General features: G+C 70.5%; 20 protein-coding genes. 8 read left to right on the top strand and 12 right to left on the bottom strand.

The window, feature by feature from the left end; translation table 11 throughout:
- Positions 1 to 5 precede the first annotated feature (5 nt).
- The 5 genes from infB to pnp all read left to right on the top strand — a co-directional run bounded on the left by infB (position 6) and on the right by pnp (position 6,847).
- Entirely contained in the window at positions 6 to 2,702 is a 2,697-nt protein-coding gene (gene infB, locus E9232_RS31135; protein ID WP_309800927.1) for a translation initiation factor IF-2, read from the top strand.
- Between the two features lie 123 nt (positions 2,703 to 2,825).
- Positions 2,826 to 3,260 carry a 30S ribosome-binding factor RbfA gene (gene rbfA, locus E9232_RS31130; RefSeq protein WP_309800925.1) on the top strand — a complete coding sequence of 145 codons (435 nt, stop codon included), beginning with the start codon at positions 2,826 to 2,828 and terminating at the stop codon, positions 3,258 to 3,260.
- Complete coding sequence (gene truB, locus E9232_RS31125; RefSeq protein ID WP_309800924.1) at positions 3,250 to 4,191, top strand: tRNA pseudouridine(55) synthase TruB; 942 nt, start codon at positions 3,250 to 3,252, stop codon at positions 4,189 to 4,191. Before rbfA ends, truB begins: the two co-directional genes overlap by 11 nt.
- 13 nt (positions 4,192 to 4,204) lie before the next feature.
- A complete protein-coding gene (gene rpsO, locus E9232_RS31120; RefSeq protein WP_309800923.1) occupies positions 4,205 to 4,474 on the top strand; it encodes a 30S ribosomal protein S15 in 270 nt (89 codons plus the stop codon).
- A 246-nt stretch (positions 4,475 to 4,720) separates the two neighbouring features.
- On the top strand, positions 4,721 to 6,847 hold the full coding sequence (pnp, locus tag E9232_RS31115) for a polyribonucleotide nucleotidyltransferase (RefSeq protein ID WP_309800921.1): 2,127 nt from the start codon (positions 4,721 to 4,723) through the stop codon (positions 6,845 to 6,847).
- Positions 6,848 to 6,908: 61 nt separating this feature from the next.
- Here pnp and E9232_RS31110 read toward each other — a convergent pair whose 3' ends face one another.
- From E9232_RS31110 to E9232_RS31100, 3 genes are all read right to left on the bottom strand, one after another.
- Positions 6,909 to 9,116, bottom strand: coding sequence for a xanthine dehydrogenase family protein molybdopterin-binding subunit (locus E9232_RS31110; protein ID WP_309800920.1), 2,208 nt, complete (start codon positions 9,114 to 9,116; stop codon positions 6,909 to 6,911).
- A complete protein-coding gene (locus tag E9232_RS31105; protein ID WP_309800919.1) occupies positions 9,116 to 9,595 on the bottom strand; it encodes a (2Fe-2S)-binding protein in 480 nt (159 codons plus the stop codon). The genes E9232_RS31110 and E9232_RS31105 overlap by 1 nt, the downstream gene beginning before the upstream one ends.
- Before the next feature lie 171 nt (positions 9,596 to 9,766).
- The gene (locus E9232_RS31100; RefSeq protein WP_309800917.1) at positions 9,767 to 10,852 is read right to left on the bottom strand and encodes a DUF2218 domain-containing protein; all 1,086 of its coding nucleotides are present in this window, start codon (positions 10,850 to 10,852) and stop codon (positions 9,767 to 9,769) included.
- A gap of 161 nt (positions 10,853 to 11,013) precedes the next feature.
- On the opposite strand from E9232_RS31100, the gene E9232_RS31095 reads away from it, so the two are divergent.
- Together E9232_RS31095 and E9232_RS31090 are read left to right on the top strand one after the other, a co-directional pair.
- Positions 11,014 to 12,273, top strand: coding sequence for a lytic murein transglycosylase (locus E9232_RS31095; protein ID WP_309800915.1), 1,260 nt, complete (start codon positions 11,014 to 11,016; stop codon positions 12,271 to 12,273).
- A gap of 109 nt (positions 12,274 to 12,382) precedes the next feature.
- On the top strand, positions 12,383 to 15,775 hold the full coding sequence (locus E9232_RS31090) for an AAA family ATPase (RefSeq protein ID WP_309800913.1): 3,393 nt from the start codon (positions 12,383 to 12,385) through the stop codon (positions 15,773 to 15,775).
- A 26-nt stretch (positions 15,776 to 15,801) separates the two neighbouring features.
- Here the strand turns inward: E9232_RS31090 and E9232_RS31085 are convergent, their stop codons facing one another.
- On the bottom strand, positions 15,802 to 16,695 hold the full coding sequence (locus E9232_RS31085) for a LysR substrate-binding domain-containing protein (RefSeq protein WP_309800911.1): 894 nt from the start codon (positions 16,693 to 16,695) through the stop codon (positions 15,802 to 15,804).
- A gap of 86 nt (positions 16,696 to 16,781) precedes the next feature.
- On the opposite strand from E9232_RS31085, the gene E9232_RS31080 reads away from it, so the two are divergent.
- Complete coding sequence (locus tag E9232_RS31080; RefSeq protein ID WP_309800910.1) at positions 16,782 to 17,690, top strand: DMT family transporter; 909 nt, start codon at positions 16,782 to 16,784, stop codon at positions 17,688 to 17,690.
- 79 nt (positions 17,691 to 17,769) lie between these two features.
- On the opposite strand, the gene E9232_RS31075 is transcribed toward E9232_RS31080, so the two are convergent.
- The 8 genes from E9232_RS31075 to hisH form a co-directional block, all read right to left on the bottom strand.
- Entirely contained in the window at positions 17,770 to 19,728 is a 1,959-nt protein-coding gene (locus tag E9232_RS31075; protein WP_309800908.1) for an FAD-dependent oxidoreductase, read from the bottom strand.
- Between the two features lie 92 nt (positions 19,729 to 19,820).
- A complete protein-coding gene (locus E9232_RS31070; RefSeq protein WP_309800906.1) occupies positions 19,821 to 21,686 on the bottom strand; it encodes an adenylate/guanylate cyclase domain-containing protein in 1,866 nt (621 codons plus the stop codon).
- Positions 21,683 to 22,054, bottom strand: coding sequence for a histidine triad nucleotide-binding protein (locus tag E9232_RS31065; protein WP_309800904.1), 372 nt, complete (start codon positions 22,052 to 22,054; stop codon positions 21,683 to 21,685). Before E9232_RS31065 ends, E9232_RS31070 begins: the two co-directional genes overlap by 4 nt.
- 152 nt (positions 22,055 to 22,206) lie before the next feature.
- The gene (locus E9232_RS31060) at positions 22,207 to 22,557 is read right to left on the bottom strand and encodes a phosphoribosyl-ATP diphosphatase (protein WP_309800902.1); all 351 of its coding nucleotides are present in this window, start codon (positions 22,555 to 22,557) and stop codon (positions 22,207 to 22,209) included.
- Positions 22,554 to 23,315 (bottom strand): imidazole glycerol phosphate synthase subunit HisF, encoded by a 762-nt coding sequence (gene hisF / locus E9232_RS31055; protein WP_309800900.1) that lies wholly within the window; start codon positions 23,313 to 23,315, stop codon positions 22,554 to 22,556. Before hisF ends, E9232_RS31060 begins: the two co-directional genes overlap by 4 nt.
- Before the next feature lie 3 nt (positions 23,316 to 23,318).
- Entirely contained in the window at positions 23,319 to 24,077 is a 759-nt protein-coding gene (gene hisA, locus E9232_RS31050; RefSeq protein ID WP_309800899.1) for a 1-(5-phosphoribosyl)-5-[(5-phosphoribosylamino)methylideneamino]imidazole-4-carboxamide isomerase, read from the bottom strand.
- Positions 24,074 to 24,634 (bottom strand): GNAT family N-acetyltransferase, encoded by a 561-nt coding sequence (locus tag E9232_RS31045; RefSeq protein WP_309800897.1) that lies wholly within the window; start codon positions 24,632 to 24,634, stop codon positions 24,074 to 24,076. The genes hisA and E9232_RS31045 overlap by 4 nt, the downstream gene beginning before the upstream one ends.
- Complete coding sequence (hisH, locus tag E9232_RS31040; RefSeq protein WP_309800896.1) at positions 24,631 to 25,269, bottom strand: imidazole glycerol phosphate synthase subunit HisH; 639 nt, start codon at positions 25,267 to 25,269, stop codon at positions 24,631 to 24,633. Before hisH ends, E9232_RS31045 begins: the two co-directional genes overlap by 4 nt.
- Between the last annotated feature and the right edge of the window lie 11 nt (positions 25,270 to 25,280).

Genomic DNA, 25,280 nt, shown 5'->3' with positions numbered 1-25,280 from the left:
ACGATATGACGGATAGCAAGGAACAAGATCGCAAGACGCTGTCGCTGGGCAGTGCCAAGCCGAAGCTGACCCTTAGCGGGAAGCCGGGCGATTCAGGACAGGTGCGCCAGCAATTCAGCCACGGCCGTTCGAAGGCGGTGACCGTCGAGGTCAAGCGCCAGCGCGGCGGCACCAACACGGCCCTGGCCGATGGCGGCGCCGCAGCCCGGCGTGCGGCCGAAGGCGGCGGCCAGCCTGGCCGCAGCGGCCGCGGCGGTGGTGGCGGTGCCGGTGGGCGGGTCCTGTCGCAGGCCGAACGCGAGGCGCGGCAACGCGCCCTGCAGGGGGCCTTGCGCGAGGAGGAAGCCCGGCGCCTGTTGCCGGACGAGCCCGAGCAGGAGTTCGTCGAGGACTCGGCTGCGCCCGTCGAGACGGCGGCGCCCGAGCCGGCCGCCCCGCTGGATCCCGAATCCCTGCGTCGCCGCGAGCTCGAAGAGCTCAACGCGATCGAGGACGAGGCCAAGCGCAAGATCACCGAGGAACGCTTCCTGCTCGACGAGGAGCAGAAGCGCCGCGATGGCGAGCGCGCCGCCGAGGACGCCCGCCGCAAGGCTGTGGCCGACCGGTCCGGCCAGGCGGCCGCCGCCCGTGCCCCGGCCGAGGTGCCCGGCGCCCGCGTCGCGGCCACGGCCGATGACGAGGAAGATCCGCGCCGCAAGGCTGGCGGTGGTCGCGGGGCCCCTGCTGGCCGTGGCGCCCTGCCCGGCCGCGGTGCGCCGCCCAGCCCGCCCCGGCGTGCACCCGGCCCGGGCAAGTCCGAGCCGAAGCGCCGCTCCGGCAAGATGACCGTGGTCCAGGCCCTGAGCGACGACGGCGAGACCCGCGGCCGCAGCCTGGCGGCGATGCGCCGGGCCCGCGAACGCGAGCGTCTGGCCCAGCTGAGCCAGAACCAGGAGAAGTTCTCCCGCGAGGTGGTGATCCCCGAGGTCATCACTGTGCAGGAGCTGGCCAACCGCATGGCCGAGCGTGGCGGCGACGTCGTCAAGTCGCTGATGCGCATGGGTGTGATGGCGACGATCACCCAGTCGATTGATGCCGACACGGCCGAACTGGTGGTGGCGGAATTTGGACATAAGGTAAAACGCGTGGCCGAATCCGACGTCGAGATCGGCCTGCGGGGCGACGAGGACGAGGCGGAGCATCTCCAGCCGCGGCCCCCGGTCGTTACCATCATGGGCCATGTCGACCACGGCAAGACCTCGCTGCTCGATGCGCTGCGGCACACCAATGTCGTGTCCGGCGAAGCCGGCGGCATCACCCAGCACATCGGCGCCTATCAGGTTCAGGTCGCATCCGGCCAGCGCGTCACCTTCATCGACACGCCGGGCCACGCCGCCTTCACCGAGATGCGCGCCCGCGGCGCCAACACCACGGACATCGTCGTCCTGGTGGTCGCCGCGAATGACGGCGTCATGCCGCAGACGGTCGAGGCGATCCGTCATGCCCGCGCCGCTGGCGTGCCGATCATCGTCGCGATCAACAAGATCGACCTGCCCGACGCCAAGCCCGAGCGCGTGCGCACCGAGTTGCTGCAGCACGAGATCGTGGTCGAGGAGATGGGCGGCGAGACGCTGGACGTTCCGGTGTCGGCCAAGACCCGCGAAGGCCTCGACAAGCTGGTCGAGACCATCCTGCTGCAGGCCGAAGTGCTCGACCTCAAGGCCAACCCCGACCGCCCGGCCGAAGGCTCGGTGATCGAGGCGAAGCTGGAGCGCGGCCGCGGTTCGGTCGCGACCGTCCTGATCCAGCGCGGCACCGTCAAGGTCGGCGACATCTTCGTCGCCGGCGGCGAATGGGGCCGCGTGCGCGCCCTGCTCGACGACCGCGGCCAGAACCTGAAATCGGCCGGGCCCGCCCAGCCGGTCGAGGTGCTGGGCTTGAACGGCACGCCGCTGGCCGGTGACGACTTCGTCGTCGTCGACAGCGAAGGCCGGGCCCGCGAGATCACCGAGTTCCGGACCCGCAAGCGGCGCGAGGCCTCTCACGTCGCCACCGCGCGCGGCTCGCTCGAGCAGATGTTCGAGAAGATCCGCGAAGGCGAGGCGAAGGAGCTGCCGGTCATCATCAAGGGTGACGTGCAGGGTTCGGTCGAAGCCATCGCCGGGTCGCTGGAGAAGGTTGCCGGCGACAATCTCGAGGTGAAGGTCCGGGTGCTGCATTCCGCGGTCGGCGCGATCACGGAAAGCGACGTCACCCTGGCCGCATCGACCGGGGCCATGCTGATCGGCTTCAACGTCCGCGCCAACCCGCAGGCGCGCGAAATGGCGAAGCGCGATGGGGTCGAGATCCGCTACTACTCGATCATCTACAACGTGATCGACGACGTGAAGGCGGCCCTGACCGGCCTGCTGGCGCCGAAGATGCGCGAGAACTACATCGGCAACGCCGAGATCCGCGAAGTCTTCAACATCACCAAGGTCGGCAAGGTCGCCGGCTGCATGATCACCAGCGGCGTGGTCAAGCGCGGCGCCGGTGTCCGCCTGCTGCGCGACAACGTCGTGATGCATGAAGGCACGCTGAAGACCCTCAAGCGCTTCAAGGACGAAGTCCGCGAAGTCCGCGAAGGTTACGAATGCGGCATGGCCTTCGAGAATTACGACGACATGCGCACCGGCGACGTCATCGAGTGCTTCGAACTGGTCGAGGAAATCCGCCAGCTGTAAGGCCGGGCTTCCTGATTTCCTGCACCACCGCCGCCGATCGGGCTTACCCTCGGTCGGTGGCGGATGGATCCTTCCCCCCGGTCCGGCATCACTGCCGGACCGCGGCGTTTTGAGAACGACCCCATGCGACACACCACTCCCCAAGGCCCGAGCCAACGCCAGCTGCGCGTCGGCGAGGAGCTGCGCCATTCCATCGCCGCCATCCTGATGCGGGACGAGCTGCACGACCCCGACCTTGCCGGCATCTCGATCACCGTCTCCGAAGTCCGCCCCAGCCCGGACATGAAGCATGCCGTCGTCTTCGTCACCACGCTGAACGGCGAAAAGATGGACACCGTGCTGCCGGCGCTGCGCCGGGCCGCATCGTTCCTGCGCGGCCAGGTGGCCAAGACCGTGCGGCTGCGCCACACGCCGCAGCTGAGCTTCCAGGCCGACACCTCGTTCGACTACGCGCAGAAGATCAACACGCTGATGCACCGGGACGTGATCGCCCGCGACCTGACCGACGACGACGAAGAGCCGTCGAAGGACAGGACGGACGACACCGATGGCGCGTAAGAAAAGGGGCCGCCCGGTCCATGGCTGGGTGGTGGTCGACAAGCCGGTCGGCGTGACCTCGACCCAGGTGGTCGGCCGCATCCGCCGGCTGTTCGACGCCGAGAAGGCCGGCCATGCCGGGACCCTGGACCCGCTGGCCAGCGGCATTCTGCCGATCGCCCTGGGCGAGGCGACCAAGACGGTGTCCTACGCCATGGACGGCGAGAAGACCTACCGCTTCACCGTGCGCTGGGGCGAGGCGCGCGACACCGACGACACCGAGGGCAAGGTCACCGCGACCAGCGACGTCCGGCCCGACCCGGCCGCCATCGCCGCGATCGTGCCCCGCTTCATCGGCGAGATCAGCCAGGTGCCGCCGGCCTATTCCGCGATCAAGGTCGATGGCGAGCGCGCCTACGACCTGGCCCGCAGCGGCGAGACGGTGGAGTTGGCGGCCCGGCTGATCCGGATCGACGACCTGCGCCTGGCCGAGATCCCCGATGCCGACCACGCCACCTTCGACGTCCAGTCGGGCAAGGGCGCCTATATGCGCGGCCTGGCCCGCGACATCGCGCTGGCCCTTGGCACGGTGGGACACATCGTCGCATTGCGCCGCACGCGAGTCGGGCCCTTCGGCCTTGACGCGTCGGTCCCCTTGGCGCATATCGACGCGCTGGCCGAGCAATCGGCCCTCGACAGCATTCTGCTTCCGATCGCGACCCCGCTGGACGACATCCCGGCGGTGGCCTTGACGGAAGCTGAAGCGCATCGGATGCGGCACGGCCAACCGGTCGCGCTGCTACGACGCTCGGATCGGGAGCGGATCGCCGCCCTCGATCTCGATCCGGACAACCCGGACGCCATCGTGTTGGCCACCTGCGGGAACACTCCCGTGGCCCTGGCCCGCATCGACGGCGGCGAGATCCGGCCGGTGCGCATCCTCAACCTCTGATTAGGAGACCACGATGTCGATTACGCCGGAGCGCAAACAAGAGGTCATTGGCACTTATGCCCCCAAGGCCGGGGACACCGGTTCGCCGGAAGTGCAGATCGCCATCTGGTCCGAGCGCATCACGAACCTGACCGAACACCTGAAGACCCATCCCAAGGATTTCCACAGCCGCCGCGGCCTGCTGATCATGGTCGGCCGCCGCCGCAGCCAGTTGGATTATCTCAAGCGCAAGAACGTGGCGCGCTATGAGACGATCATCAAGAGCCTCGGCCTGCGCCGCTGATCCGACGCATGCCGGTCCACTGCCTTTGCCCGGGTCGCCAGATGATCGGGTTCCCACCGATCATGCGGCCATCCGCGGCGAAGGTTCGTGGCGGTCCAGCACCAGACGAAGATTCCGTTTCGTGACATCAGCGCCGCCGGCATCCGTGCCGGCGGCGCTTGTCGTATTTCGCCCCCGGGCCCGGCGTGGAGCGGCCCGACCCCGATAGGCACATCAAGGCACGGGGTGTCCGAGGAAGGAAAAGCGATGTTCAACATCTATCGCAAAGAGATCATCTGGGGCGGCCGCAAGCTGATCCTCGAGACCGGCAAGATCGCCCGGCAGGCCGATGGCGCCGTGCTGGTCACCTATGGCGAGAGCGTCGTGCTCTGCACCGCGGTCGGCTCGAAGCAGAAGTCGAAGTTCGATTTCTTCCCGCTGACCGTGAACTACCAGGAAAAGGCGTTCGCCGCCGGCAAGATCCCGGGCGGCTTCTTCAAGCGCGAAGGCCGCCCGTCCGAGAACGAGACGCTGGTCAGCCGCCTGATCGATCGCCCGATCCGCCCGCTGTTCCACCCGAGCTACCGCAACGAGACCCAGGTCGTCGCCACGGTGCTGAGCCACGATCTGGAGAATGATCCTGACATCGCGGCCCTGGTCGGCGCCTCCGCCGCCCTGACCATCTCGGGCATCCCGTTCCTGGGCCCGATCGGCGCCGCGCGCGTCGGCTACATCGACGGCCAGTACATCCTGAACCCGACGATCGCCCAGACCGCCGAGAGCAAGCTGGACCTCGTCGTCGCCGGCACGACCGAAGGCGTGCTGATGGTCGAGTCCGAGGCCAGCGAGCTGACCGAGGAGATCATGCTGGGCGCCGTCGCGTTCGGCCACGCCGCCGCCCGTGAGGTGATCCAGGCGATCATCGAGCTGGCCGAGCTGTGCGCCAAGGAGCCCTGGGCCCTGACCGAGGAGCCGGCCGAGGTCGGTGCCGTCCGCGGCAAGTTCCAGAGCGTCGCCGGCGAGCTGCGCGACGCCTACAAGATCGTGCGCAAGCAGGATCGCTATGCCGCCGTCGACGCGGTGAAGCAGAAGGCGCTGGCGCTGCTCGAGGGCAACGACGCCGAGCTGGCCGTCGGCTCGAAGGTGTTCAAGGATTTCGAGAGCGACATCGTCCGCGGCAACGTGCTGGACACCGGCCTGCGTATCGACGGTCGCGACACCAAGACGGTCCGCCCGATCGTCGCCGAAGTCGGTGTGCTGAAGCGGGCCCATGGTTCGGCCCTGTTCACCCGCGGCGAGACCCAGGCGCTGGTGGTCACCACCCTCGGCACCGGGCAGGACGAGCAGATCGTGGACGCGCTCGAGGGCGAGTACCGCGAAAACTTCATGCTGCACTACAACTTCCCGCCCTATTCGGTCGGTGAAGCGGGCCGCATGGGCAGCCCCGGCCGCCGCGAGATCGGCCATGGCAAGCTGGCCTGGCGGTCGATCCACCCGGTGCTGCCGTCGAAGGAGCAGTTCCCCTACACCATCCGCGTGGTGTCGGAGATCACCGAGTCCAACGGCTCGTCCTCGATGGCGACGGTCTGCGGCACGTCCCTGGCGCTGATGGATGGCGGCGTGCCGCTGTCCAGCCCGGTGGCCGGCATCGCCATGGGCCTGATCAAGGAAGGCGACCGCTTCGCCGTCCTGACCGACATCCTGGGCGACGAGGATCACCTCGGCGACATGGACTTCAAGGTGGCCGGCACCGAGCAGGGCATCACCAGCCTGCAGATGGACATCAAGATCACCTCGATCACCGAGGAGATCATGAAGATCGCCCTGGAGCAGGCCCGCGAAGGCCGCGTCCACATCCTGGGCGAGATGGCCAAGGCGCTGGCGGGTGCCCGCGGCGAGGTCAACAAGAACGCCCCGCGCATCACCACCTTCCAGATCCCGAAGGACAAGATCCGCGAAGTCATCGGCACCGGCGGCAAGGTGATCCGCGAGATCACCGAGACCACCGGCGCCAAGATCGACATCGAGGACGACGGCACCATCAAGGTGGCGGCGGTCGACGAGACGGCGGCCGAGGCGGCGATCAACTGGATCAAGGGCATCGTCGCCGAGCCCGAGGTCGGCAAGGTCTACAGCGGCAAGGTGGTGAAGGCGGTCGATTTCGGCGCCTTCGTCAACTTCCTGGGCAGCCGCGACGGCCTCGTCCACATCTCGGAGATGCGGCCGGGCCGTGTCGCCAAGGTGGCGGACGTGCTGAAGGTCGGCGACGAGGTCAAGGTCAAGGTCCTCGGCTTCGACGACCGCGGCAAGATCAAGCTGTCGATGAAGTTCATCGACCAGCAGACCGGCGCCGAGCTGCCGCGCGACGAGCAGCGCCAGGCCGACGCCAACTGAGGCTCGCGCTTCGGCGGACACGACAAGGGGCGGCCTTCGGGCCGCCCCTTTCCGTTTGGCCCTATGCCGGGCGCTTGAACCCGGCGGTGTCGATCGGCAGCTGGCGGATGCGCTTGCCCGTCGCCGTGAAGATGGCGTTGCACAGCGCCGGGATCACCGGCGGCAGCGCCGGTTCGCCCAGGCCGGTCGGCGGGAATTCGGTGGTCACGAACTCGACCTCGATCTCCGGCAGCCCCGGGGTCCGCGGCAGCGGATAGGTGTCGAAATTCTCCTGCTCGACCCGGCCGCCGGTCAGCCGGATCGCCAGCCCCCCGAGCGCCTGGCCGAGCCCGTCGATCACCGACCCCCGCACCTGGTTCAGCGCGCCGGACGGGTTGACGACCTGGCTGCCGATGTCGCCCGCCACCCAGACCCGCGGCACCCGCACCGTGCCGTCCTGCGCCACCGCGGCCTCGACCACCTCGGCGAAATAGCCCTGGTGGCAGAAGTAGAAGGCGAAGCCCTTGGCGCTGCCGGCGGCCGGCTTGGTGGTCCAATCCGCCATCGCCAGCACCTTCTCGATCACGCCGCGGGCCCGGCCGGTGTGGAACGGGGTCCGCGACCCCTCGCGCAACGGCAGCAACCGCGGTTCGCCCAGCAGGCCCAGCGTCAGGCCCGGCAGGTCGGTGCCGGCCGCGACCGCCACCTCGTCGAGGAAGGACTGGAACGCCCAGGCCAGGGCGTTCGAGCGCGGCGCCCGCATCGGGCAGGTCGGCACCACGCTGTCGATGCCGGACTGGGCGAACAGCAGATTCGGCACCAGCAGCGCCGGCAGCTCCTGGAAGTCGAACTCGCCGCCCGAGGTCGGCTTGCCGCCCTTCGTCAGCGTCACGAAGTGGTTGCTGAAGGCCACCGGCTTGTTGTCGGCGTCGAAGCCGGCGGTGAAGCGGTGCCAGCCGGCGGGGCGGTAGAAGTCGTGCTGGATGTCCTCCGTCCGGCTCCACAGCAGCTTGACCGGCGTGCCGGGCACCTGCTGCGCGATCGCCGCCGCCTGGACCACATAGTCGTTCATCAGCCGCCGGCCGAAGCCGCCGCCGATGCGCGGCATGTGCATGGTGATGGCATCGGGCTTCAGGCCCAGCGCGTCGGCCACCAGGCCGCGCCCGCGCTCCGGCATCTGGGTCGGGGCCCACAGCTCCAGCTTGCCGTCCTGGAACAGCGCCGTGCAGTTCTGCGGCTCCAGCGGCGCATGCGACAGGAACGGGTAGGCGTAGTCCGCGCTGATCCGCCGCGCGGCCCCGGCCAGGGCGCCGTCGACATCGCCGGCGCGATAGTTCTCGCCCTGCGGCTTGCCGTCCAGCAGCGCCTTGGCCTGGGCGTCATAGGCCTCGGTGCTCTGCGCCGCGCCGGCCCCGTCGTCCCATTCGGCCTGCAGCGCGTCGCGCGCCTGGTTCGCCAGCCACCAGTTGGTGGCCAGGATGGCGACGCCGTCGACCAGGCTTTCGGGCCGGCCGTTGCCCTTGACGGTGACGACGTGCTTCACCCCGGGCCGGGCCAGCGCCGCCTCGGCATTCGCCGATTTCAGCGTGCCGCCGAACACCGGGCTGCGCTCCAGCACCGCGTACAGCATGTTGGGCAGCCGGGTGTCGATGCCGAAGATCGGCTCGCCCCGCACGACGCGCGGGCTGTCGCAGCCGCCGGTCGGCTGGCCGATGATGCGGAACGCCGCCGGGTCCTTCAGCGTCAGCGTCTTCGGGTCGGGCGCCGGCAGCGCCGCGGCCGCCGACGCGATCTCGCCATAGCCCAGGCTGCGCCCACTGGCGGCGTGCAGCAGCCGCCCGGACCGGGTGGTGACGCTGTCGGCCGGGACGCCCCAGCGCTGCGCCGCCGCCGCGACCAGCAGCGCCCGCGCCGCGGCGCCGATCTGGCGCATCGGCATCCAGTTGGTCGGCGTGGCCTGGCTGCCCCCGGCCATCTGGGTGCCGTAGACGGCCTGGTCCGCCATCGCCTGGACCACGGTGACCTGGTCCCAGTCGACGTCGAGCTCGTCGGCGATGATCATCGACAGCGACGTCTTGATGCCCTGCCCGATCTCGGGGTTCTTGCCGGTGATCGTCACCCGCCCGTCCGGCGCGATGGCGATGAAGGCGCCGAGCGTTCCGCCCTGCCCGTCATCGGCCGTGGCCAACCCCGGCAGGGTCACGTCGATCAGCAGCCCGCCGCCGACCAGCAGCGAGGTCTTGAGGAAGGCGCGCCGGCCGATACCGGTCTCCGGAAGCACGTGGCCCATCAGCCGGCCCCCCCTGCCGCCGCCTTCCGCTCTGCCGCCTTCAGGATGGCGGCGCGGATGCGGGTGTAGGTGCCGCAGCGGCACAGATTGCCCGCCATGGCGTCGTCGATGTCGGTCTCGTCGGGCGCTGGTTTGGTGTTGAGCAGCGCCGCGGCGGACATGATCTGCCCGGCCTGGCAGTAGCCGCACTGCATCACATCGAGCGCGAGCCAGGCCTGCTGCAGCCGGGCGCCGATGTCGGTGTCGCCGATCGCCTCGATGGTGACGATCTTCGAGGGGCCGACATCGCCGATCGCGGTCTGGCAGGCGCGCACCGCCGCGCCGTCGAGATGCACGGTGCAGGCGCCGCACAGCCCCGCGCCGCAGCCGAATTTGGTGCCGACCAGCCCGAGCTCGTCGCGCAGCGCCCACAGCAGGGGCATCTCCGGCGGCGCCTCGATCCGTTCGGTCCGACCATTGATATTGAGTTCGACAGCCATGGACAGCTCCGTCACTACGACTGGCCGCGCACGGAGGGATCGCCGCCTGCGCGCCGAGTCCTGGGAGGTTACGATCCGTCTGTCGCAGAACTGTGCCAGGGTTTGTCACAGCCGTCACAGCCTGTCGGCCGGCTGGGACATTTGGTCCCTTATGGCGGCGGGGGATGCCTTTCAGGCGTCGCCGCGCTTGTCGAACTCGCCTTCGGCCTTGCCGCGACGCCAATAGGCCACGGCGAGGTGGCGGCTCTTGTCGAGGCCGTGATCCTCGCGCCAATGCGCCCGCAGCGTCCGGAAGGAATCGAACTCCACGCCCGCCCAGGCGAAGACCCGCCCACCGTCGCGCGGCCAGGCCACCCTGCGCACCGCATCCTGCAGCCGGGTGGTGGTGCCCGCCGCGGCGCCGCGGCGGTGCAGCCAGACCAGCTCGACCCCCGGCGGGCGGACGAGCGCCTGCTCCTCCGCCGCGTCGGCGACCTCGACGAAGGCGTGGCCGCGCGCGTCGGACGGCAGGGTCTCGAGGATGCGGCCGATCGCCGGCAGCGCCGTCTCGTCGCCGGCCAGGAGATACCAGTCGGCGGCGCCGACGGTGCCGCCGCCGGGGCCGAGCATGCCGACCAGGTCGCCCGGCTGGGCCCGTTCGGCCCAGGCGCTGCCCGGGCCCTCGTCGCCATGCAGGGCGAAATCGATGTCGACCCGCCCGGCGGCCACGTCGATGCGGCGGATGGTGTAGGTGCGCAGCGCCGGCCGCGCCGGGCCCGCGGGCCACACCGGCAGGCCGTTCGGACCCATGACCGGCCATTCCGGCGCGACCATCCCGGCCGGCGGGATCAGCAGCTTCACATGCAGCCCGCCCGAGGCGTAGCGGGCGAGGTCCGGCCCGGCCAGCGTCACCCGGCGCATATGCGGCGTAACCGCGGAGGCGCCCAGCACCCGCATCTCGCGGAAGTTCGGCGGCCGCGCCACCGCGGCGGCATCGCCGGTCCAGACGATCTGCGCTTCGGCCGCCAGCTCCAGCAGATGGGTGGCCAGGGCCATCTTCACCGTGACCAGCGCCGCCTCGTCCTCAGCCTCCGCCGCCAGGACCATCAGGCCGGGCTCGGCCCGCATGGTGGCGACGCCGGCGCCGAGCACGGCGCGGCCGGACCCCGCCGCCTCGCTGACCTCGACCTCGTGCCGCGCCAGGGCGGCGCAGAGGCGGGAGATGATCGGACCGGGCGCGTCCAGCCGGATCCGCGCCTCGGCCTTCAGCCTGGCCATGTCTCGCTGTCTCCTCGACTTCGGGGCCCCATGGCCGCCGCAAGCTGTAGGGCAGATAAGAATGATTCGCAAGAAAGGCAACATCCGATGCCTTCCGGCCTTGATCTCCGGCCGCTTTGCCGCGACCTTCACCCACTGATTCGGAAATTGCGGAGAGGCCCATGTCGATGACCACGCGGATGGCGATCCTGGGCGCGGCGATGCTGCTGGCCGGGTGCCAGACCTCGGGCATGAGCCAGACGGTCGTGCCGACCCCGGTGCCGGGCGGCACGCCGGCGACGTCGTCCCTGTCGGACGCCCAGGGCTTCCAGCAATGGGTCGCGGCGTTCCGCGCCGAGGCCGCCGGCCGCGGCATCAGCCAGGCCACCCTGGCCACCGCCTTCGACACGGTGCAGTTCCTGCCCAAGGTGATCGATTCCGACCAGTCGCAGTCGGAGTTCACCAAATCGGTGTGGACCTATCTCGACAGCGCCGTGTCGCCCGACCGCATCCGCAACGGCCAGGCGATGCTGGCGCAGTGGTCTTCGGCCGCCAATTCGGCCGAGCAGCGCTACGGCGTGCCGAAGCAGGTCATCGTCGCGATCTGGGGGATCGAGAGCAATTACGGCCAGAATTTCGGCAACATCGAGATCATCGATGCCCTGGCCACCCTGGGCTATGAGGGGCGGCGCCAGGATTTCGCCAAGACCGAGCTGTACGCCGCGCTGCAGATCCTGCAGCAGGGCGACATCAGCCGCGACCGCATGCTCGGCTCCTGGGCCGGCGCCATGGGCAACACCCAGTTCCTGCCCTCGGTGTTCCTGAGTTCCGCGGTCGACGCCGATGGCGACGGCCGCCGCGACATCTGGGGCAGCATCCCCGACGTGATGGCGTCGACCGCCAACTACCTCGCCCAGTCCGGCTGGCAGCGCGGCCAGCCCTGGGGCGTCGAGGTCACGCTGCCGCCCGGCTTCGACTATTCGGTGGCGGAGCTGACGACCAAACTGCCGGTGGCGCAATGGGCGGCGATGGGCGTGAAGCCAGTGTCCGGCCGCACCCTGCCGGCGCTGGGCGACGCCTCAGTGATCACCCCCGCCGGCGCCCGCGGCCCGGCCTTCCTGGTCGGCCCGAACTTCGGCGTGATCATGAAGTACAACGCCTCCACCAGCTATGCGCTGGCGGTGGGCCACCTGTCCGACCGGCTGGCCGGCGGCGGCCCGATCGCCGGGGCCTGGCCGCGGGACGAACAGCCGCTGTCGCGCAACGAGGTGATCGAACTGCAGACGCTGCTGGAGGCCAAGGGCTTCTCCACCGGCGGCACGCCGGACGGCCTGCTGGGCCCGGCGACGCGCAAGGCGATCCGTGGCTGGCAGGTGTCGAAGGGCCAGATCCCCGACGGCTTCGCCACCACCGCCCTGCTGCAGGCGGTCCGCGCAGGGTAGGGTCGGGCGCGAGGGGTAGGCCGGGCGCGTCACAGCCGGAACGCCCTCTTGCCAAACGCCCGGTTTACCGGCGGAGTGAGTCCGCCGGTTCCCTGACGACGACTCGCCCATGTCCGACCTGCTGCTGTACGCCCTTCTCGCCGGTGCCGTGGGCGGCATCCTGTCCAGCCTTGTGATGCGGTTGAAGCCGGAGGCGTCCCGCACGTCGCACGCCCCCGAACCGGTCCCCGGACCTGAGGCAACGGACCCAGCGGATGCGGTCGCCGCACCCGGGCCAGCGACGACGGCGGCCGCCATCCTCCAGCAGCTCAGCCAGGGGTTGGCCGATAAGGGCGAGGAGATCCGCAATCCGGGAGAATTGCTGGGTATCCCGGAGTTCCAGGTGGCTCTCGACGCGATGCGGCGCCCGGATGCCGATTTCGACCTGCTGCATCACCACGCATTGGGCCCCAACTGGCCACTCGCCTGCGCCGCATTCACGGTGCTGCAGGACCACCCGGACCGGCAATCGCTGGCCGAGGCGGTGCTGCGGCACGTGCCGCACACGCGCCCCTTCGTCCTGCCCGATGCGTTGCGGTTCCTGACCACGCTCGATCCCCGCCCTCTCATCGGGCAGGTGGTGATGGCCGTCCCGGAGTGGTGGGAGCGCAACCCGGTCATCCCCCGCTTCTTCGAGGCCTATTTCAACCGCAGCGCCGAACTCGGCGACACCCCGAGCTTCGGCGCTCTCCTCGGCCGGTATGCCGATCCCGACCTCGGACCCGTCCGGACCCTGCTGCATAAGATCCAGCACCCCTTCGCCGCGCGCCTGCTCGAGGAGCTCAGGACCTGGCAGGATACGCGGATCGACCGCGGCTTCCTTTCCGGCGTCGGCAGGTTGTGGAGCGAGGACGAGGACGACCGGTTCCTGATCTCGCCTGCCGTCTGGCAGGAGCAGCTTTCCGTCGCCGAAACCGCGATCTCCGCGCCGCGTCCGCGCTCGGTCCTGGTCAGCGGCCCCCCGCGCATCGGCAAGAGCTCGTTCCTGCGCCTGCTCGGCATGCGGCTGCACGACGCCGGCTGGCAGCTGTTCATGGCGAGCGGCCACGAACTGATGGCCGGCCAGATGTATATCGGCCAGCTCGAAGGACGGATCCGCCAGCTGGTCGAGGCGCTGCATGCCCGCCGCAAGATCGTCTGGTATGTGCGCGACCTCGGCCAGCTCGCCGGCAGCGGCACCCACAGAGGGCAGGCGGCCAGCATCCTCGACCAGATCATGCCGGCGTTGGTGGCCGGCGACCTGATCGTGGTGGGCGAAACCGGGCAGGCGGCCGCGATGCGGCTGTTCCAGGCCTACCCTTCGCTGCGTTCGGTGATCGAGACCGTCGCGCTGGAGCCGATGAATGAAGGCCAGACGCTGGAGCTGACGACGGAACTCGGCCGGCGCATTGCCGACACCGTCGGCGTGACCGTGTCGGAGCAGGCCGTCACCACGACCATGGAGCTTGCCCAGCACTATCTCGGCAACGGCCAGCTGCCCGGTGCCGTCCTGGAACTTCTCAAGCGCGCCACCGCCCGCTCGGTGCATGCCGGTGAAGAGACGCTGACCGCGGCCAGCGTGATCGCCACCCTGTCGCAGATCTCCGGCCTGCCGTCGGTGATCCTCGACACCAGCCAGCGCGTGGAACTGGCCACCATCCGCGACTATTTCAGCAGCCGCGTCATCGGCCAGGACGAGGCGGTGCAGGCGGTGGTCGACCGCATCGCCATGCTCAAGGCCGGCCTGACCGATCCAAGCCGCCCCATCGGCGTCTTCCTTCTGGCCGGCCCGACCGGCACGGGCAAGACCGAGCTGGCCAAGACGCTCGCCTCCTTCCTGTTCGGCGCGCCCGACCGGATGGCGCGGCTGGACATGAGCGAGTTCCAGACGGCGGAGTCCACCGGCAAGATCCTCGGCACGGGCGGCCAGGGCGACACCGATTCGCTGATCGCGCGCGTCCGCAAGCAGCCCTTCTGCGTGATCCTGCTCGACGAATTCGAGAAGGCCCATCCCAACTGCTGGGACCTGTTCCTGCAGATCTTCGACGACGGTCGCCTGAGCGATGCGGATGGGCGCGAAGCCGATTTCCGCCACAGCTTCATCATCCTGACCTCGAATCTCGGAGCGACGGCCCATCGCCGGCAGAGCTTCGGCTTCCTGTCGAACCCGCAGGCCTATGGCGAGGACCAGGTCCTGACCACCATCGGCCGGACCTTCCGCCCCGAATTCGTCAACCGGCTGGACAAGATCATCGTGTTCCGCCCGCTGTCGCGCGAGCTGATGCGCAACATCCTGCACAAGGAGCTCGCCCAGGTGCAGGAGCGCCGGGGCCTGCGCGAACGCAGCTGGGCGGTGGAATGGGAAGCGGGCGCCATCGAATTCCTGCTCGACCGCGGCTTCACGCCGGAGATGGGCGCCCGGCCGCTCAAACGCGCCATCGACCAGCTCGTCCTGGCCCCCCTGGCCGCCACCCTGGTGGAGCACCGGTTCCCCGAAGGGGACCAGTTCCTGTTCGTGCGCTCGGACGGCAAGGCCATCCAGGTGGAGTTCGTCGACCCCGACGCCCAGCCTGCAGGCGAGGCCTTGGCGGACACCGAACTCGACGACGCGCTGTCCTTGCCGGCGATCATGCTGCGGCCGAACGGCTCCCAGGCCGAACGGGCCTTCCTCGACGCCAGCTGGCTGGCCATTCGCCAGGAGATGGACGGCCCGGAATGGGCCGCGCTGGGCGACAGGTTGCGGTCCGAACTCGCCGATCCCGACATCTGGTCGCGGGACGACCGCCACGCCGTCTTCTCTCGCCTGGCACTGATGGATCGCATCCGGGAGGCCGCCCGCACCGGCGAAAGGCTGGACGGGCGCTACGCACACACCGCCGGGGCTGCGCAACGGGCGTCCCGGGAACTGGCGTCGCGGCTGGCGTTGCAGCTCTACAATCTGCGCGGGGGTCTCGACGATCTCGCCGCCGGCGCGCCCATCGATGCCCTGCTGCGCATCGAACCCGCCCTCGACGCCGGCGGTGGCAGCAGCCATGCGGACCAGTGGTGCCGGAGGCTGACCGACATGTATCGCGGCTGGGCCGACCGGCGCCATATGCAGCTGCTGGAATACGCCGCGCCCGGCGGCAAGGGCCGGCCCATTCTGCACATCACCGGTTTCGGGGCGTTTCGCATCCTGGCCGGCGAGAATGGCCTGCACGTCCTCGAGGACCCCGCCCCGGACAGCAGCCAGCGCACCGTGGCCCGCGTCTCGGTGGCTGCCGGCCCGGATCAGGACCTGCCGGACGGCAGGGAATACGACGCCGCCAGCAAGCGGCTGGCCGCGTTGCCGGGCACGGCGACCATCGTGCGCCGCTACCGCGACGGGACATCGCCACTGGTGCGCGATGTCACCGGCGGCTGGCGCAGCGGGCGGCTGGATGCCGTGCTCGGCGGCGATTTCGACCTGATGAGCGCGGTCGCCAGGAAACAGCCGGCAGAATAGGGAAAGATCCGGCTCGGCCGTCGCCGCTAGGTCCGGCTCGCCAGGGCCATCATCCGGTCGGCCAGCACCCCGGCCGCCGGGCGGGCCTCGCCCGGCCGGGTCAGCAAGTGGTAGGCGAGCGGGTTCGGCACCTCCTGCTCGCCGACCCGCACCAGGCCGTTGTCCTGCACCGCGCGGTCCGAGAACGGCGCCCGCGCCAGAGCGACGCCCAGACCGGCCCCGGCCGCCGCCAGCACCACCGTGTAGTCCTCGAAGCGCCGGTCCTGCAACCGCGGCTTCAGCGCGATGCCGCAGGCCGCGAACCAGGCGCGCCAGCCGGTGGCGTCGGAATCATGCAGCAGCGACGCCTGCAGCAGCGCCTCCGGTGCGGAGCCCAGCCGGCGCGCCAGGTCGGGATGCGCCACCGGGTACAGGCGTTCCGGCAGCAGCTTCGCCACCGCGACATTGCGCCAGCCGCCGGCGCCGTAGCGCACCGCCAGGTCGACCTCGCCACGCTCGACATCGGCGTTGCGGCCTTCGACCGCGATCTCGATCCGCAGCGGCGGCACGCCCTGCTCCAGCGCGGCCAGCCGCCCGAACAGCCAGAGCTTGGCGAAGCCCGGCACCACGCTGATCCGCACCACCTCCGGCCCGCGCCGCGGGCGCCAGCGGTCGGCCGCGTCGTCGATCAGCCGGAACGCCGCCTCGACCCGCGCCAGGAAGCGCTGGCCGTCCGGGGTCGGGCGCACGCCCCGGCCGTGGCGTTCGAACAGGCGCAGGCCGAGCCAGGCCTCGACCGCCGCGACCCGCCGGCTGACCGCGCCATGGGTCAGGCCCAGCGCCTCCGCCGCAGCGCTGAAGGAGGCGTGGCGGGCGACGACGCAGACGGTGTCCAGGCCATCCAGCGGCGGGCGTTCCGGGCGTGGAGAGCTGTGATCCATATGCACAGCTCGCTCTCGATCGGTGCCATATGTCAACAGCCCGGCGCGTGCCAGAACGGACGGCCTCCAACCGCCCCGGTGCCGCCGTGACCTTCCGCGCCCCCCTTGCCCATGCCGCCGTGGCGGTGACCGTGCTGTCCTGGGCCTCGGCCTTTCCGGCCATCCGCCTGGCGCTGCGCGAGCTGGCGCCGATCCCGCTGGCCTCCGCCCGCTTCGCGGTCGCCGCGCTGCTGGTGCTGGGCTGGCTGGCCTGGCGGCGCCCGGCGCTTCCGTCCCTGGCCGATGGGCTGCGCTTCACGGCCTGCGGCCTGATCGGCATCGCCGCCTACAACATCCTGCTGAACACCGGCGAGCAATCCGTGGCCGCCGGCGCCGCCAGCTTCATCGTCAACACCGCCCCGATCATCACCGCCCTCCTGGCCCTGCTGGTGCTGGGCGAACGCTTCGGTGCGCGGGGCTGGGCTGGGACGCTGGTCAGCTTCGCCGGCATTTCCCTGATCGCCTCGGGCCAGCCCGGCGGCCTGTCCTTTGGCGCCGGGGCCAGCCTGGTGGCGGGCGCCGCCCTGTGCATGGCGGTCTACGTCGTGGTCCAGAAGCCGCTGATCGCGCGGCACGGCGCCCTGGCCTGCACCGCCTACACCCTGCTGGCCGGGGCGGTGCTGCTGTCGCCCTGGCTGCCGCAGGCGGCGGACGAGCTGTCCGGGGCCAGCGGCATCACGGTCGCCGCGGTGGTCGCGCTCGGGGTGCTGCCGGCGGCGATCGGCTATGCCACCTGGACCATCGCACTGGGCCATTTCGGCGCGGCGCGGGCGGCGAACTTCCTCTATCTGGTGCCGCCGGTCGCCACCCTGATGGCCATACCGCTGCTGGGCGAGGTGCCGGGGCTGCAGACCCTGCTGGGCGGCGCGGTGGCGATCGCCGGGGTGGTCGTGGTCAACACACGGGGACGGGTCCGGGCCGTGGCCGGCTCACCGGCCCTCCCCGAACGGACCTGATCCTTCCCCGCCATCGCGAAGCGCCGCCTGGCATGGATTGCGTCGCTGCGCTCGCGATGACGGAGGGGGATTGGCTCCTTTACAGCCCGAGCTTGTCGCGCGGCGGCCCGGGGAAGTCGGCGAAGGCTGGGGCGCCGTCGGGGGTGCCGAGCAGTTCGCGCACCGCCCGCGTCGCCTGGTCGATCGCCGAATGAGCATAGGCGTAGGCGCCGGCGTCGGAATTGGCGATGGCGATCCGGCCCCAGGGCTTGCGCGAGGTCTGGATCGGCAGCGGCCCATCCGGCCAGAAGCTGTCCCACGGCCGCATGTACTCATAGGCATAGCCATGCGACCAGCGGTTGGCGGTGATCGCCTCGATGTCGCGCGCCGGGTCGAAGCCGCCGCCGGACAGGGCCCGGCCGAGCAGGTCGCGGATCTCGCGCTCCATCTCCTCGAAGGTCAGCTGGGTCAGCTGGATGCGGCCAGCCAGCGACTGCTCGCGCGTCGACAGGCCGGGCTGCAGCGGCATCTTGCTGAGGTGCAGCAGCACCGGGTCCTCCGGCTTGTCGGCGAAGCTGTAGCCGCCCATGGTGACGGGGTAGTCGATCTCCGCCCCCGACCAGAAATGGCCCGGCGAATCGAAGCCCTCGATGCCGAGCTTGGCGAAGGCGGTCCAGTTCCGGATCAGCACGTTGGTGTAGATCAGCGGCACCTTCTGCTGGTCCTGCAGCGCGGTGACCTGGGCGGCCGGCAGCTCGTCGGTCAGGAACGGGATCACCCGGTGCCAGCAGGCCAGCACGACATGGCCGGCCTCGACCGTGCGCAGCTTGCCGCCCTGGACATAGGCGATCTCGACCGACTTGGCCGAGGCCGGGTCGCCCTGGTGCTTCACCCGCACCACGGTCGAACCCAGCCGGATCCGCGCCGGCTGGCCGTCGACGTCCAGCTTGCCGTAATCGGCCTGGGCGAGGACCAGGTCCTCCATCGTGCTGCCCGGCACCGCGGCGGGGACCAGCGCCCGCACCAGCGCCCGGGCCACCCCGGCGTTGCCGTCGGGGAAATGGTAGATGTATTCGTCCGGATCGGTGCGGACCAGCCGGCCGCTGGGGCTCATGGTCGGATAGACGCCTTCGCCCAGATCCATCCCGTCGAAGCCGGGATTGCCGTTGGCCCAGGCGTCGAGGCAGGTGGCGCCGTCGATGCCGATGCCGAAATAGCCTTCGGTCGAGCCCTGGAAATAGGCGACCAGCTGCGGGTCGGCCTTGACCAGGTCGGTCAGGAACCTGGCGTAGGTGGTCTTCGACAGCCGGTCCAGCTTCTCCGCCCGCGACAGGCCGGGCAGGTAGTCGCCGGGTTCGTCGATCAGGGCGATCAGGTCCTGCTTGGCCTTGTCGGTCAGCGGCGTCTGCGGCACCCAGTCGGCGGCCTTATCGGCCTGCTTGACCAGCGCGTCGGCGCCGAACGTCTCCTTGCCGAAGAACACGGCGCGGGACAGCTCGCGCTTCTCGGCCCAGCCCTGGTCGTAATAGCCCTCGAACCGCTTCGGCTCGATGCCGATATCGGCCAGGAGCGCGTTCACCGCCGGGCTGAAATAGCTGGGCGTCTGCAGCGACTGCGACCCGCCATAGCCGATGATGGTGCGGCCGCCGGCGGTGGTGAATTCGTTGCGCTTGGCGTGGCCGCCGAAATCGTCGTGGTTCTCCAGCACCAGGATGCGGGCGCCCGCCCCGGCCTGCTTGCGGTACTGGAGCGCGGCGGCGAGGCCCGAGATGCCGCCGCCGACCACCACCAGGTCATAGCGCTCGCCGGTCGCCTCCGGCGCCCCGGCCTTGCCCCAGAAGGTGCCGTCGCGCACCGAATGCATGACGTTGTAGGAGCCTTCGTGATGGCCGCGCAGGCCGGTCAGCTTCGGCGGATAGGCGGCGGCGGGCGCGGCTGCGAAGGCGCTGCGGGTGACCGACCCGCCCAGCGCCGCGGCGCCCACCGTCAGGGCGACACCGTCGAGAAAGTCCCGCCGGGTGATGTTGCGGCCCATCCCGAGATCGCGTGCAGATGACATGGTTGTTCCCCCTCCCTGGCTGAACCCGATCAGACGGTGGCAAGGTGGCGGAAATGCGGTGCGAAGCGTGGCGGTGTGTGAGAGTCCGGCTCTCAGGCCGCGGGCTTCAGGCCGGTCAGGCGGAAGATCTCGACCTCGCCGTGGCGGCCGCGGACGCGGCGGGGGCCCAGGCTTTCCATCACGAATTCCGGACCCAGCAGCGCCGCGGTCTCGGCGCTGATCAGGATCGTGGTGTCGTCGTCGCGCGACAGCACCTTGCCCAGCTGCTCCAGCCGGTTGCCGATGTTCACGGTGTCGCCGACGATGGTGTAGTTGGTGCGCCCCGGCGCGCCGATGTTGCCGACCACGACCGGGCCGCTGTGCAGGCCGATGCGCAGCCGCAGCCGCGGCCGGCCGACGGCGGCCCGGCGGTCGTTCTCGGCCCGCATCGCCGCGGCGATGGCCAGCGCCGCCCGGGCCGCCCGCGGGGCATGGTCCTTCATCTTCTCCGGTGCGCCCCAGAACGCCATCAGGCAGTCGCCGATGAACTTGTCGATGGTCCCGCCCTCGGCCTCGACGCAGCGCCCCAGCAAGGCGAAATGCTCGTTGAGATAGGCCGCGATCCGCGCCGCCGGCAGCCGTTCCGCCGCGCCGCTGAAATTGGCGATGTCGGTGAACATCACGGTCAGGATGCGTTCGATCGAGACCACGTCCTCGCCGTCACCCTTGACGATCAGCCGTCGCACCAGGCTTTTCGGGACGTAGGTCTCGAGCCAGCGCAGCCCCACCAGCATGGTGTTGAAGGCCTGGGCGCCCTCGTTCAGCTCCTTGAACACGCTGCCGGGCAGCGGCTTCAGCTTGCCGAAATCGAGCGTCCCGACCGCCCGCGCCTGGTCGGAGAAGGCGCGCACCGGCCGCGCGATCATGCGGCCGACGAAGACGCCGACGACGATCGCCAGCACCATCACCGCCAGGCCGGCCAGCCCGGCCCGGAACACGCGCTGGACCTCGGCCCCGACCGCGTCGCCCGGCACATGGATGCCGAGGGTCAGGGGGGTCGGGCCGAAGCCGTAGATCTTGCGGTAGAGGAAGATCTCGTCCTTGTCGCCCATCTCGACCTCGCGGATCCGCACCCGCGGGTTGCGCACGGTGACCGGCGTGCCCTTGGTCCACAGCGCCGCCAGCAGGTCGTCGCCGATCTGGTCCAGCCGCGGCAGCGGTTCCGCCACCGAGGCGGGCGGCGGGTCGGCGGCCATGCGCGGATGGGCCAGGACCCGGTCGTCGCCATAGAGGATGAAGGGCACCTGCGACGGGTCGCTGGACACCCGCGCCAGGAATTTCGACAGGTCCTGGACCGTCACCACCGCGAACATCACGCCGACCAGCTGGCCATCGCGCCGCACCGGCTGGCGCAGGTTCAGCACCGTGGCGTGCGGCCCGTCGCCGAGATACAGGATCTCGCCCCAATAGGATCCGACCTTGCCGGCCGCCTCGGCCAGCGCCTCGCGGCCGCGGTCGCTGTCGTCCTTGTTGTCGAAGCTGTAGTAGGTGCCGTCCGGCTGGCGCGACACGCCGCGGACATGCATGTCCTCGGTCAGGTAGGCGATCGAGTTGACCTGGGGCGACGCCGCCAGCGCGCCGGTCAGTATGGTCGAGAACCGGCTGGCGTCGTCGGCGTCGAGCCGGTCCTGCTGCAGCATCAGGGCCAGGCTGCCCAGCGCGTTCGACACCGGCTCGAGATGCTGCCGCAGCTGCGCCTCGACCGAGGCAACACCGATTTCGGCCTGGGTGGTCAGCAGGTCGAAGGTGGTGCGCGCCGCGGTGGTCCAGTAGATCGCCAGCACCGCCGCGACCGCGATCGCCACCAGGCCGCCGATGGCGACGGCCAGCGTCCGCGCCAAGGTGATGGTGCGCTTGCGCCGCCCGGCGCGCTGGGGCGCCGCCGCGACGTCGGTGTCGGCGGGGACCGGCACGGTCATGGGGCGATGGCGGGATCCAGCATGCGGCCGAGCGGGCGGCCGCCGAAGATGTGGATGTGGAGGTGCGGCACCTCCTGGTGCCCGTCGCCGCCGATGTTCGACAGGATGCGGTAGCCGGGCTGGGCCAGGCCGAGGTCACGGGCGATCCGCCCGACCGCCCGGGTCAGCGCCGCGATCTCGGCATCGCTGGCCCGGTCCGAGAAGTCGTCCATCGAGACATAAGCGCCCTTCGGGATCACCAGCACATGCACCGGCGCCCGCGGGCTGATGTCGTGGAAGGCCAGGACATGCTCGTCCTCGTAGGCCTTCTTGCAAGGCAGCTCGCCGCGCAGGATGCGGGCGAACACGTTGCCGGGATCATAGGCCATTCTTCGTCCTCTTCACCGGTCCCTCTGTGCGGGCGAATCACGGCGAAATTCCGCGCGCGCCGCACGCGATCGACAACTGGAAAAAGACCAGGACGGCCGGCCTCATGACGTGGACGGCCCGCAACGATGCCGTCCAGCACGGCCGACGGCCGTCATTCCGTCGGTCGCGACGCTTTTTCCGCGAGCCCGCCGATCCCCTCGCGCCCCGCCAGCGCCGCCCACACCGCCGCGGGCGCCACCCCGGCATCCGCCCACAGCACCAGCAGATGATACAGCAGATCGGCGCTTTCCGAAGCGATGGCCGCCTTGTCGCCGCGCATCGCCTCGATCACGGTCTCGACCGCCTCCTCGCCCAGCTTCTGCGCGATCTTCGGCCGGCCGCGCGCGAAGAGCTTGGCGGTGTAGCTGGTCGCCGGGTCGGCGCCCTGGCGCGACCGGATCACGGCGAACAGCCGGTCGAGCACCCGGGCATCGGCCGCCGCCGCGTCGGGCACGCCTGTCATATCGGCCGCACCGGCAGCCCGGCCTCGGCCAGGCGCTGCTTGGCCTGGGCGATCGAATAGGTGCCGAAATGGAAGATCGAGGCGGCGAGCAGGCCGGTGGCGCCGCCGACCAGAGCGCCGTCGGCGAGGTGGTCGAGCGTGCCGACCCCGCCCGAGGCGATCACCGGGATGCTGACGACCTTGCGGATCGCTTGCAGCAGCTCCAGGTCGAAGCCCTCCTTGGTGCCGTCGCGGTCCATCGAGGTGACCAGGAGCTCGCCGGCGCCGATCGCGCCCATGCGGTCGGCCCATTCCACCGCGTCAATGCCGGTGCCGCGGCGCCCGCCATGGGTGAAGATCTCCCAATTGCCTGATGAAACCTGCTTGGCGTCGATCGCGACCACCACGCATTGCCGGCCGAACTGGATCGCGGCCTCGGACACCAGCTCCGGCCGGGCCACGGCGGCGGAGTTGATCGAGACCTTGTCGGCCCCGGCCAGCAGCAGCTCGCGGACATCCTCGACCGCACGCACCCCGCCGCCGACGGTCAGCGGCATGAACACCTGCTCCGCCGTGCGGCGGACCACGTCGAACAGCACGCCGCGGTTCTCATGGGTCGCGGCGATGTCGAGATAGACCAGCTCGTCGGCGCCCTCGCGATCATAGTGCCGCGCCTGCTCCACCGGGTCGCCGGCATCGACCAGGTTCTCGAAGTTCACGCCCTTGACCACCCGGCCGTCCTTGACGTCGAGGCAGGGGATGACCCGGACCTTCAGCATGGCTCAGGCCTCCACGGGGCCGAGTTGGACGGTTTGGGGGCCGGACAGGATGGCCAGCGCCTGCTTCGGGTCGATCCGGCCATCATAGAGGGCTCGGCCGCAGATCACGCCGGCGATGCCCGATTTCTCCTCGCGCTTGATCACCCGGAGGTCGTCGAGCGAGGAGGCGCCGCCGGAGGCGATCACCGGGGTGGTCAGGGCGAAGGCGAGGTCGGCGGTGGCCTCGACGTTCAGCCCCCCCATGGCGCCGTCGCGGTTGATGTCGGTGTAGATGATCGCGGCGACGCCGGAATCCTCGAAGCGCAGCGCCAGGTCGAGCGCCTTGACGGTCGAGGTCTTGACCCAGCCCTCGATGGCGACGAAACCTTCCCGCGCGTCGATGCCGACCGCGATCCGGCCGGGCCAGCGGCGGCAGGCCTCGCGCACCAGATCGGGGTCGCGCACCGCGACGGTGCCGAGCACCACCCGCGCCACGCCGCGCTCGATCCAGAACTCGATCCGCTCGAGGTCGCGGATGCCGCCGCCCAGCTGCACCGGCAGCGAGGTCGCCTTGAGGATGGCGCCGATCGCCTCGGCATTGGCCGGCCGGCCGGCGATGGCGCCGTTGAGGTCGACCACATGGATCCAGCTGAAGCCCTGCTCGGCGAAGGCCTTCGCCTGTTCGGCAGGGTCGAGGTTGAAGACCGTGGCTTCGCTCATCTCGCCGCGGACGAGCCGGACGCAGTGTCCATCCTTCAGGTCGATGGCGGGGTAGAGGATCATGGTGTCGGCCCGGTCAGCGGAATCAATGGTTTGTGGAAGTAGCAGCCGCCGATCAGGCGGCCGCCCACACGAGCATAATACGGATTTGTCGCCCAGCGGATGAATCCGAGGCTTTCGAAGAGACGGATCGCCGCAGCCTGGGTGTCGCGCACGTCGAGGGACAGCAGGCCGTAGCCGCGCGCCCGCGCCTCCGCCTCGCCCGCCTCCACCAGCATCCGGGCCAGGCCGTGGCCGCGGGCCCAGGGGGCGACGAAGATGCCGGTCAGGGTGGCGGCGAAGGCCTGCGCCTCGTTGTTGACCGGCGGTTCGACCAGCTGGATCGCGCCGGCGACCACCTCATCGAGCCGGCCGACGAACAGGTGGCGGCCCGGCATGGCGACGACGCCGCCCCAGTAGCGCTCCATGGTCTCGCGCGGCGGCGGGGCGACCCAGCCGAAGCCGCCGCCCTCGAGGATGGCGAGGTCGGCGGCGTCGCACAGGTCGTCCAGGTCGCTGCTGAGGAACCGCTCCAGCCGGCCGACCGAGACGGCGGGCGCCGAGGCTGACGTGTCGTTCATGGCGTCCAGGTCACGAAATTGCCCAAGAGCCGCAGCCCGGCCGCCTGGCTCTTCTCCGGGTGGAACTGAACGCCAATCCAGTTGCCGGACCCGACCGCGGCGGTCTGGGCGCCGCCATAGTCGACCGTCGCCAGCACATCGGCGGGGTCGGCCGGGACCATGACGTAGGAATGGGCGAAGTAGACGTCCTGGCCGTCGAGCCCGTCCAGCACCGGATGCGCCTCGCCCACCGCCAGGGTGTTCCAGCCCATCTGCGGCACCACCAAGTCCGGGTCGGCCGGGGCCAGCGGCACCACCGCGCCATGCACCCAGTCGAGGCCGAGGAAGTCGCCATGCTCATGGCCGACGCCGGCCATCACCTGCATCCCGACGCAGATGCCGAGGAAGGGAACGCCATCCTTGCGCACCCGCTGCTCCAGCACCTCGCGCAGGCCCGGCAGCGCCGCCAGCGCATCGCTGCAGGCGCCGAAGGCGCCGACGCCGGGCAGCACCAGCCGGTCGGCCCGGCGCACGATCTCGGCATCGGCGGTGACGACGATCTCCTGCGGCACGCCGCGTTCGGCGGCGACGCGCTCCAGCGCCTTGGCGGCCGAGCGGAGGTTGCCGGAGCCGTAGTCGATCACGGCGATGGTCATGGGCCGGTTCC

The organism is Inquilinus ginsengisoli, from assembly GCF_031453975.1.
Classification (GTDB): Bacteria; Pseudomonadota; Alphaproteobacteria; order DSM-16000; family Inquilinaceae; genus Inquilinus; species Inquilinus ginsengisoli_A.
This window is presented reverse-complemented; position numbering and strand designations above follow the sequence as displayed.

Excerpts from the sequence above, each read along its gene's own strand:
- E9232_RS31090 (WP_309800913.1), top strand. The coding sequence starts at position 12,383 with ATGTCCGACCTGCTGCTGTACGCCCTTCTCGCCGGTGCCGTGGGCGGC.
- rpsO (WP_309800923.1), top strand. The coding sequence starts at position 4,205 with ATGTCGATTACGCCGGAGCGCAAACAAGAGGTCATTGGCACTTATGCC.
- E9232_RS31075 (WP_309800908.1), bottom strand. The coding sequence starts at position 19,728 with ATGTCATCTGCACGCGATCTCGGGATGGGCCGCAACATCACCCGGCGG.
- E9232_RS31095 (WP_309800915.1), top strand. The coding sequence starts at position 11,014 with ATGTCGATGACCACGCGGATGGCGATCCTGGGCGCGGCGATGCTGCTG.
- E9232_RS31060 (WP_309800902.1), bottom strand. The coding sequence starts at position 22,557 with ATGACAGGCGTGCCCGACGCGGCGGCGGCCGATGCCCGGGTGCTCGAC.
- E9232_RS31110 (WP_309800920.1), bottom strand. The coding sequence starts at position 9,116 with ATGGGCCACGTGCTTCCGGAGACCGGTATCGGCCGGCGCGCCTTCCTC.
- infB (WP_309800927.1), top strand. The coding sequence starts at position 6 with ATGACGGATAGCAAGGAACAAGATCGCAAGACGCTGTCGCTGGGCAGT.
- hisF (WP_309800900.1), bottom strand. The coding sequence starts at position 23,315 with ATGCTGAAGGTCCGGGTCATCCCCTGCCTCGACGTCAAGGACGGCCGG.
- E9232_RS31070 (WP_309800906.1), bottom strand. The coding sequence starts at position 21,686 with ATGACCGTGCCGGTCCCCGCCGACACCGACGTCGCGGCGGCGCCCCAG.
- E9232_RS31085 (WP_309800911.1), bottom strand. The coding sequence starts at position 16,695 with ATGGATCACAGCTCTCCACGCCCGGAACGCCCGCCGCTGGATGGCCTG.
- E9232_RS31065 (WP_309800904.1), bottom strand. The coding sequence starts at position 22,054 with ATGGCCTATGATCCCGGCAACGTGTTCGCCCGCATCCTGCGCGGCGAG.
- E9232_RS31100 (WP_309800917.1), bottom strand. The coding sequence starts at position 10,852 with ATGGCCAGGCTGAAGGCCGAGGCGCGGATCCGGCTGGACGCGCCCGGT.
- E9232_RS31045 (WP_309800897.1), bottom strand. The coding sequence starts at position 24,634 with ATGAACGACACGTCAGCCTCGGCGCCCGCCGTCTCGGTCGGCCGGCTG.
- hisA (WP_309800899.1), bottom strand. The coding sequence starts at position 24,077 with ATGATCCTCTACCCCGCCATCGACCTGAAGGATGGACACTGCGTCCGG.
- E9232_RS31105 (WP_309800919.1), bottom strand. The coding sequence starts at position 9,595 with ATGGCTGTCGAACTCAATATCAATGGTCGGACCGAACGGATCGAGGCG.
- truB (WP_309800924.1), top strand. The coding sequence starts at position 3,250 with ATGGCGCGTAAGAAAAGGGGCCGCCCGGTCCATGGCTGGGTGGTGGTC.
- pnp (WP_309800921.1), top strand. The coding sequence starts at position 4,721 with ATGTTCAACATCTATCGCAAAGAGATCATCTGGGGCGGCCGCAAGCTG.
- hisH (WP_309800896.1), bottom strand. The coding sequence starts at position 25,269 with ATGACCATCGCCGTGATCGACTACGGCTCCGGCAACCTCCGCTCGGCC.
- rbfA (WP_309800925.1), top strand. The coding sequence starts at position 2,826 with ATGCGACACACCACTCCCCAAGGCCCGAGCCAACGCCAGCTGCGCGTC.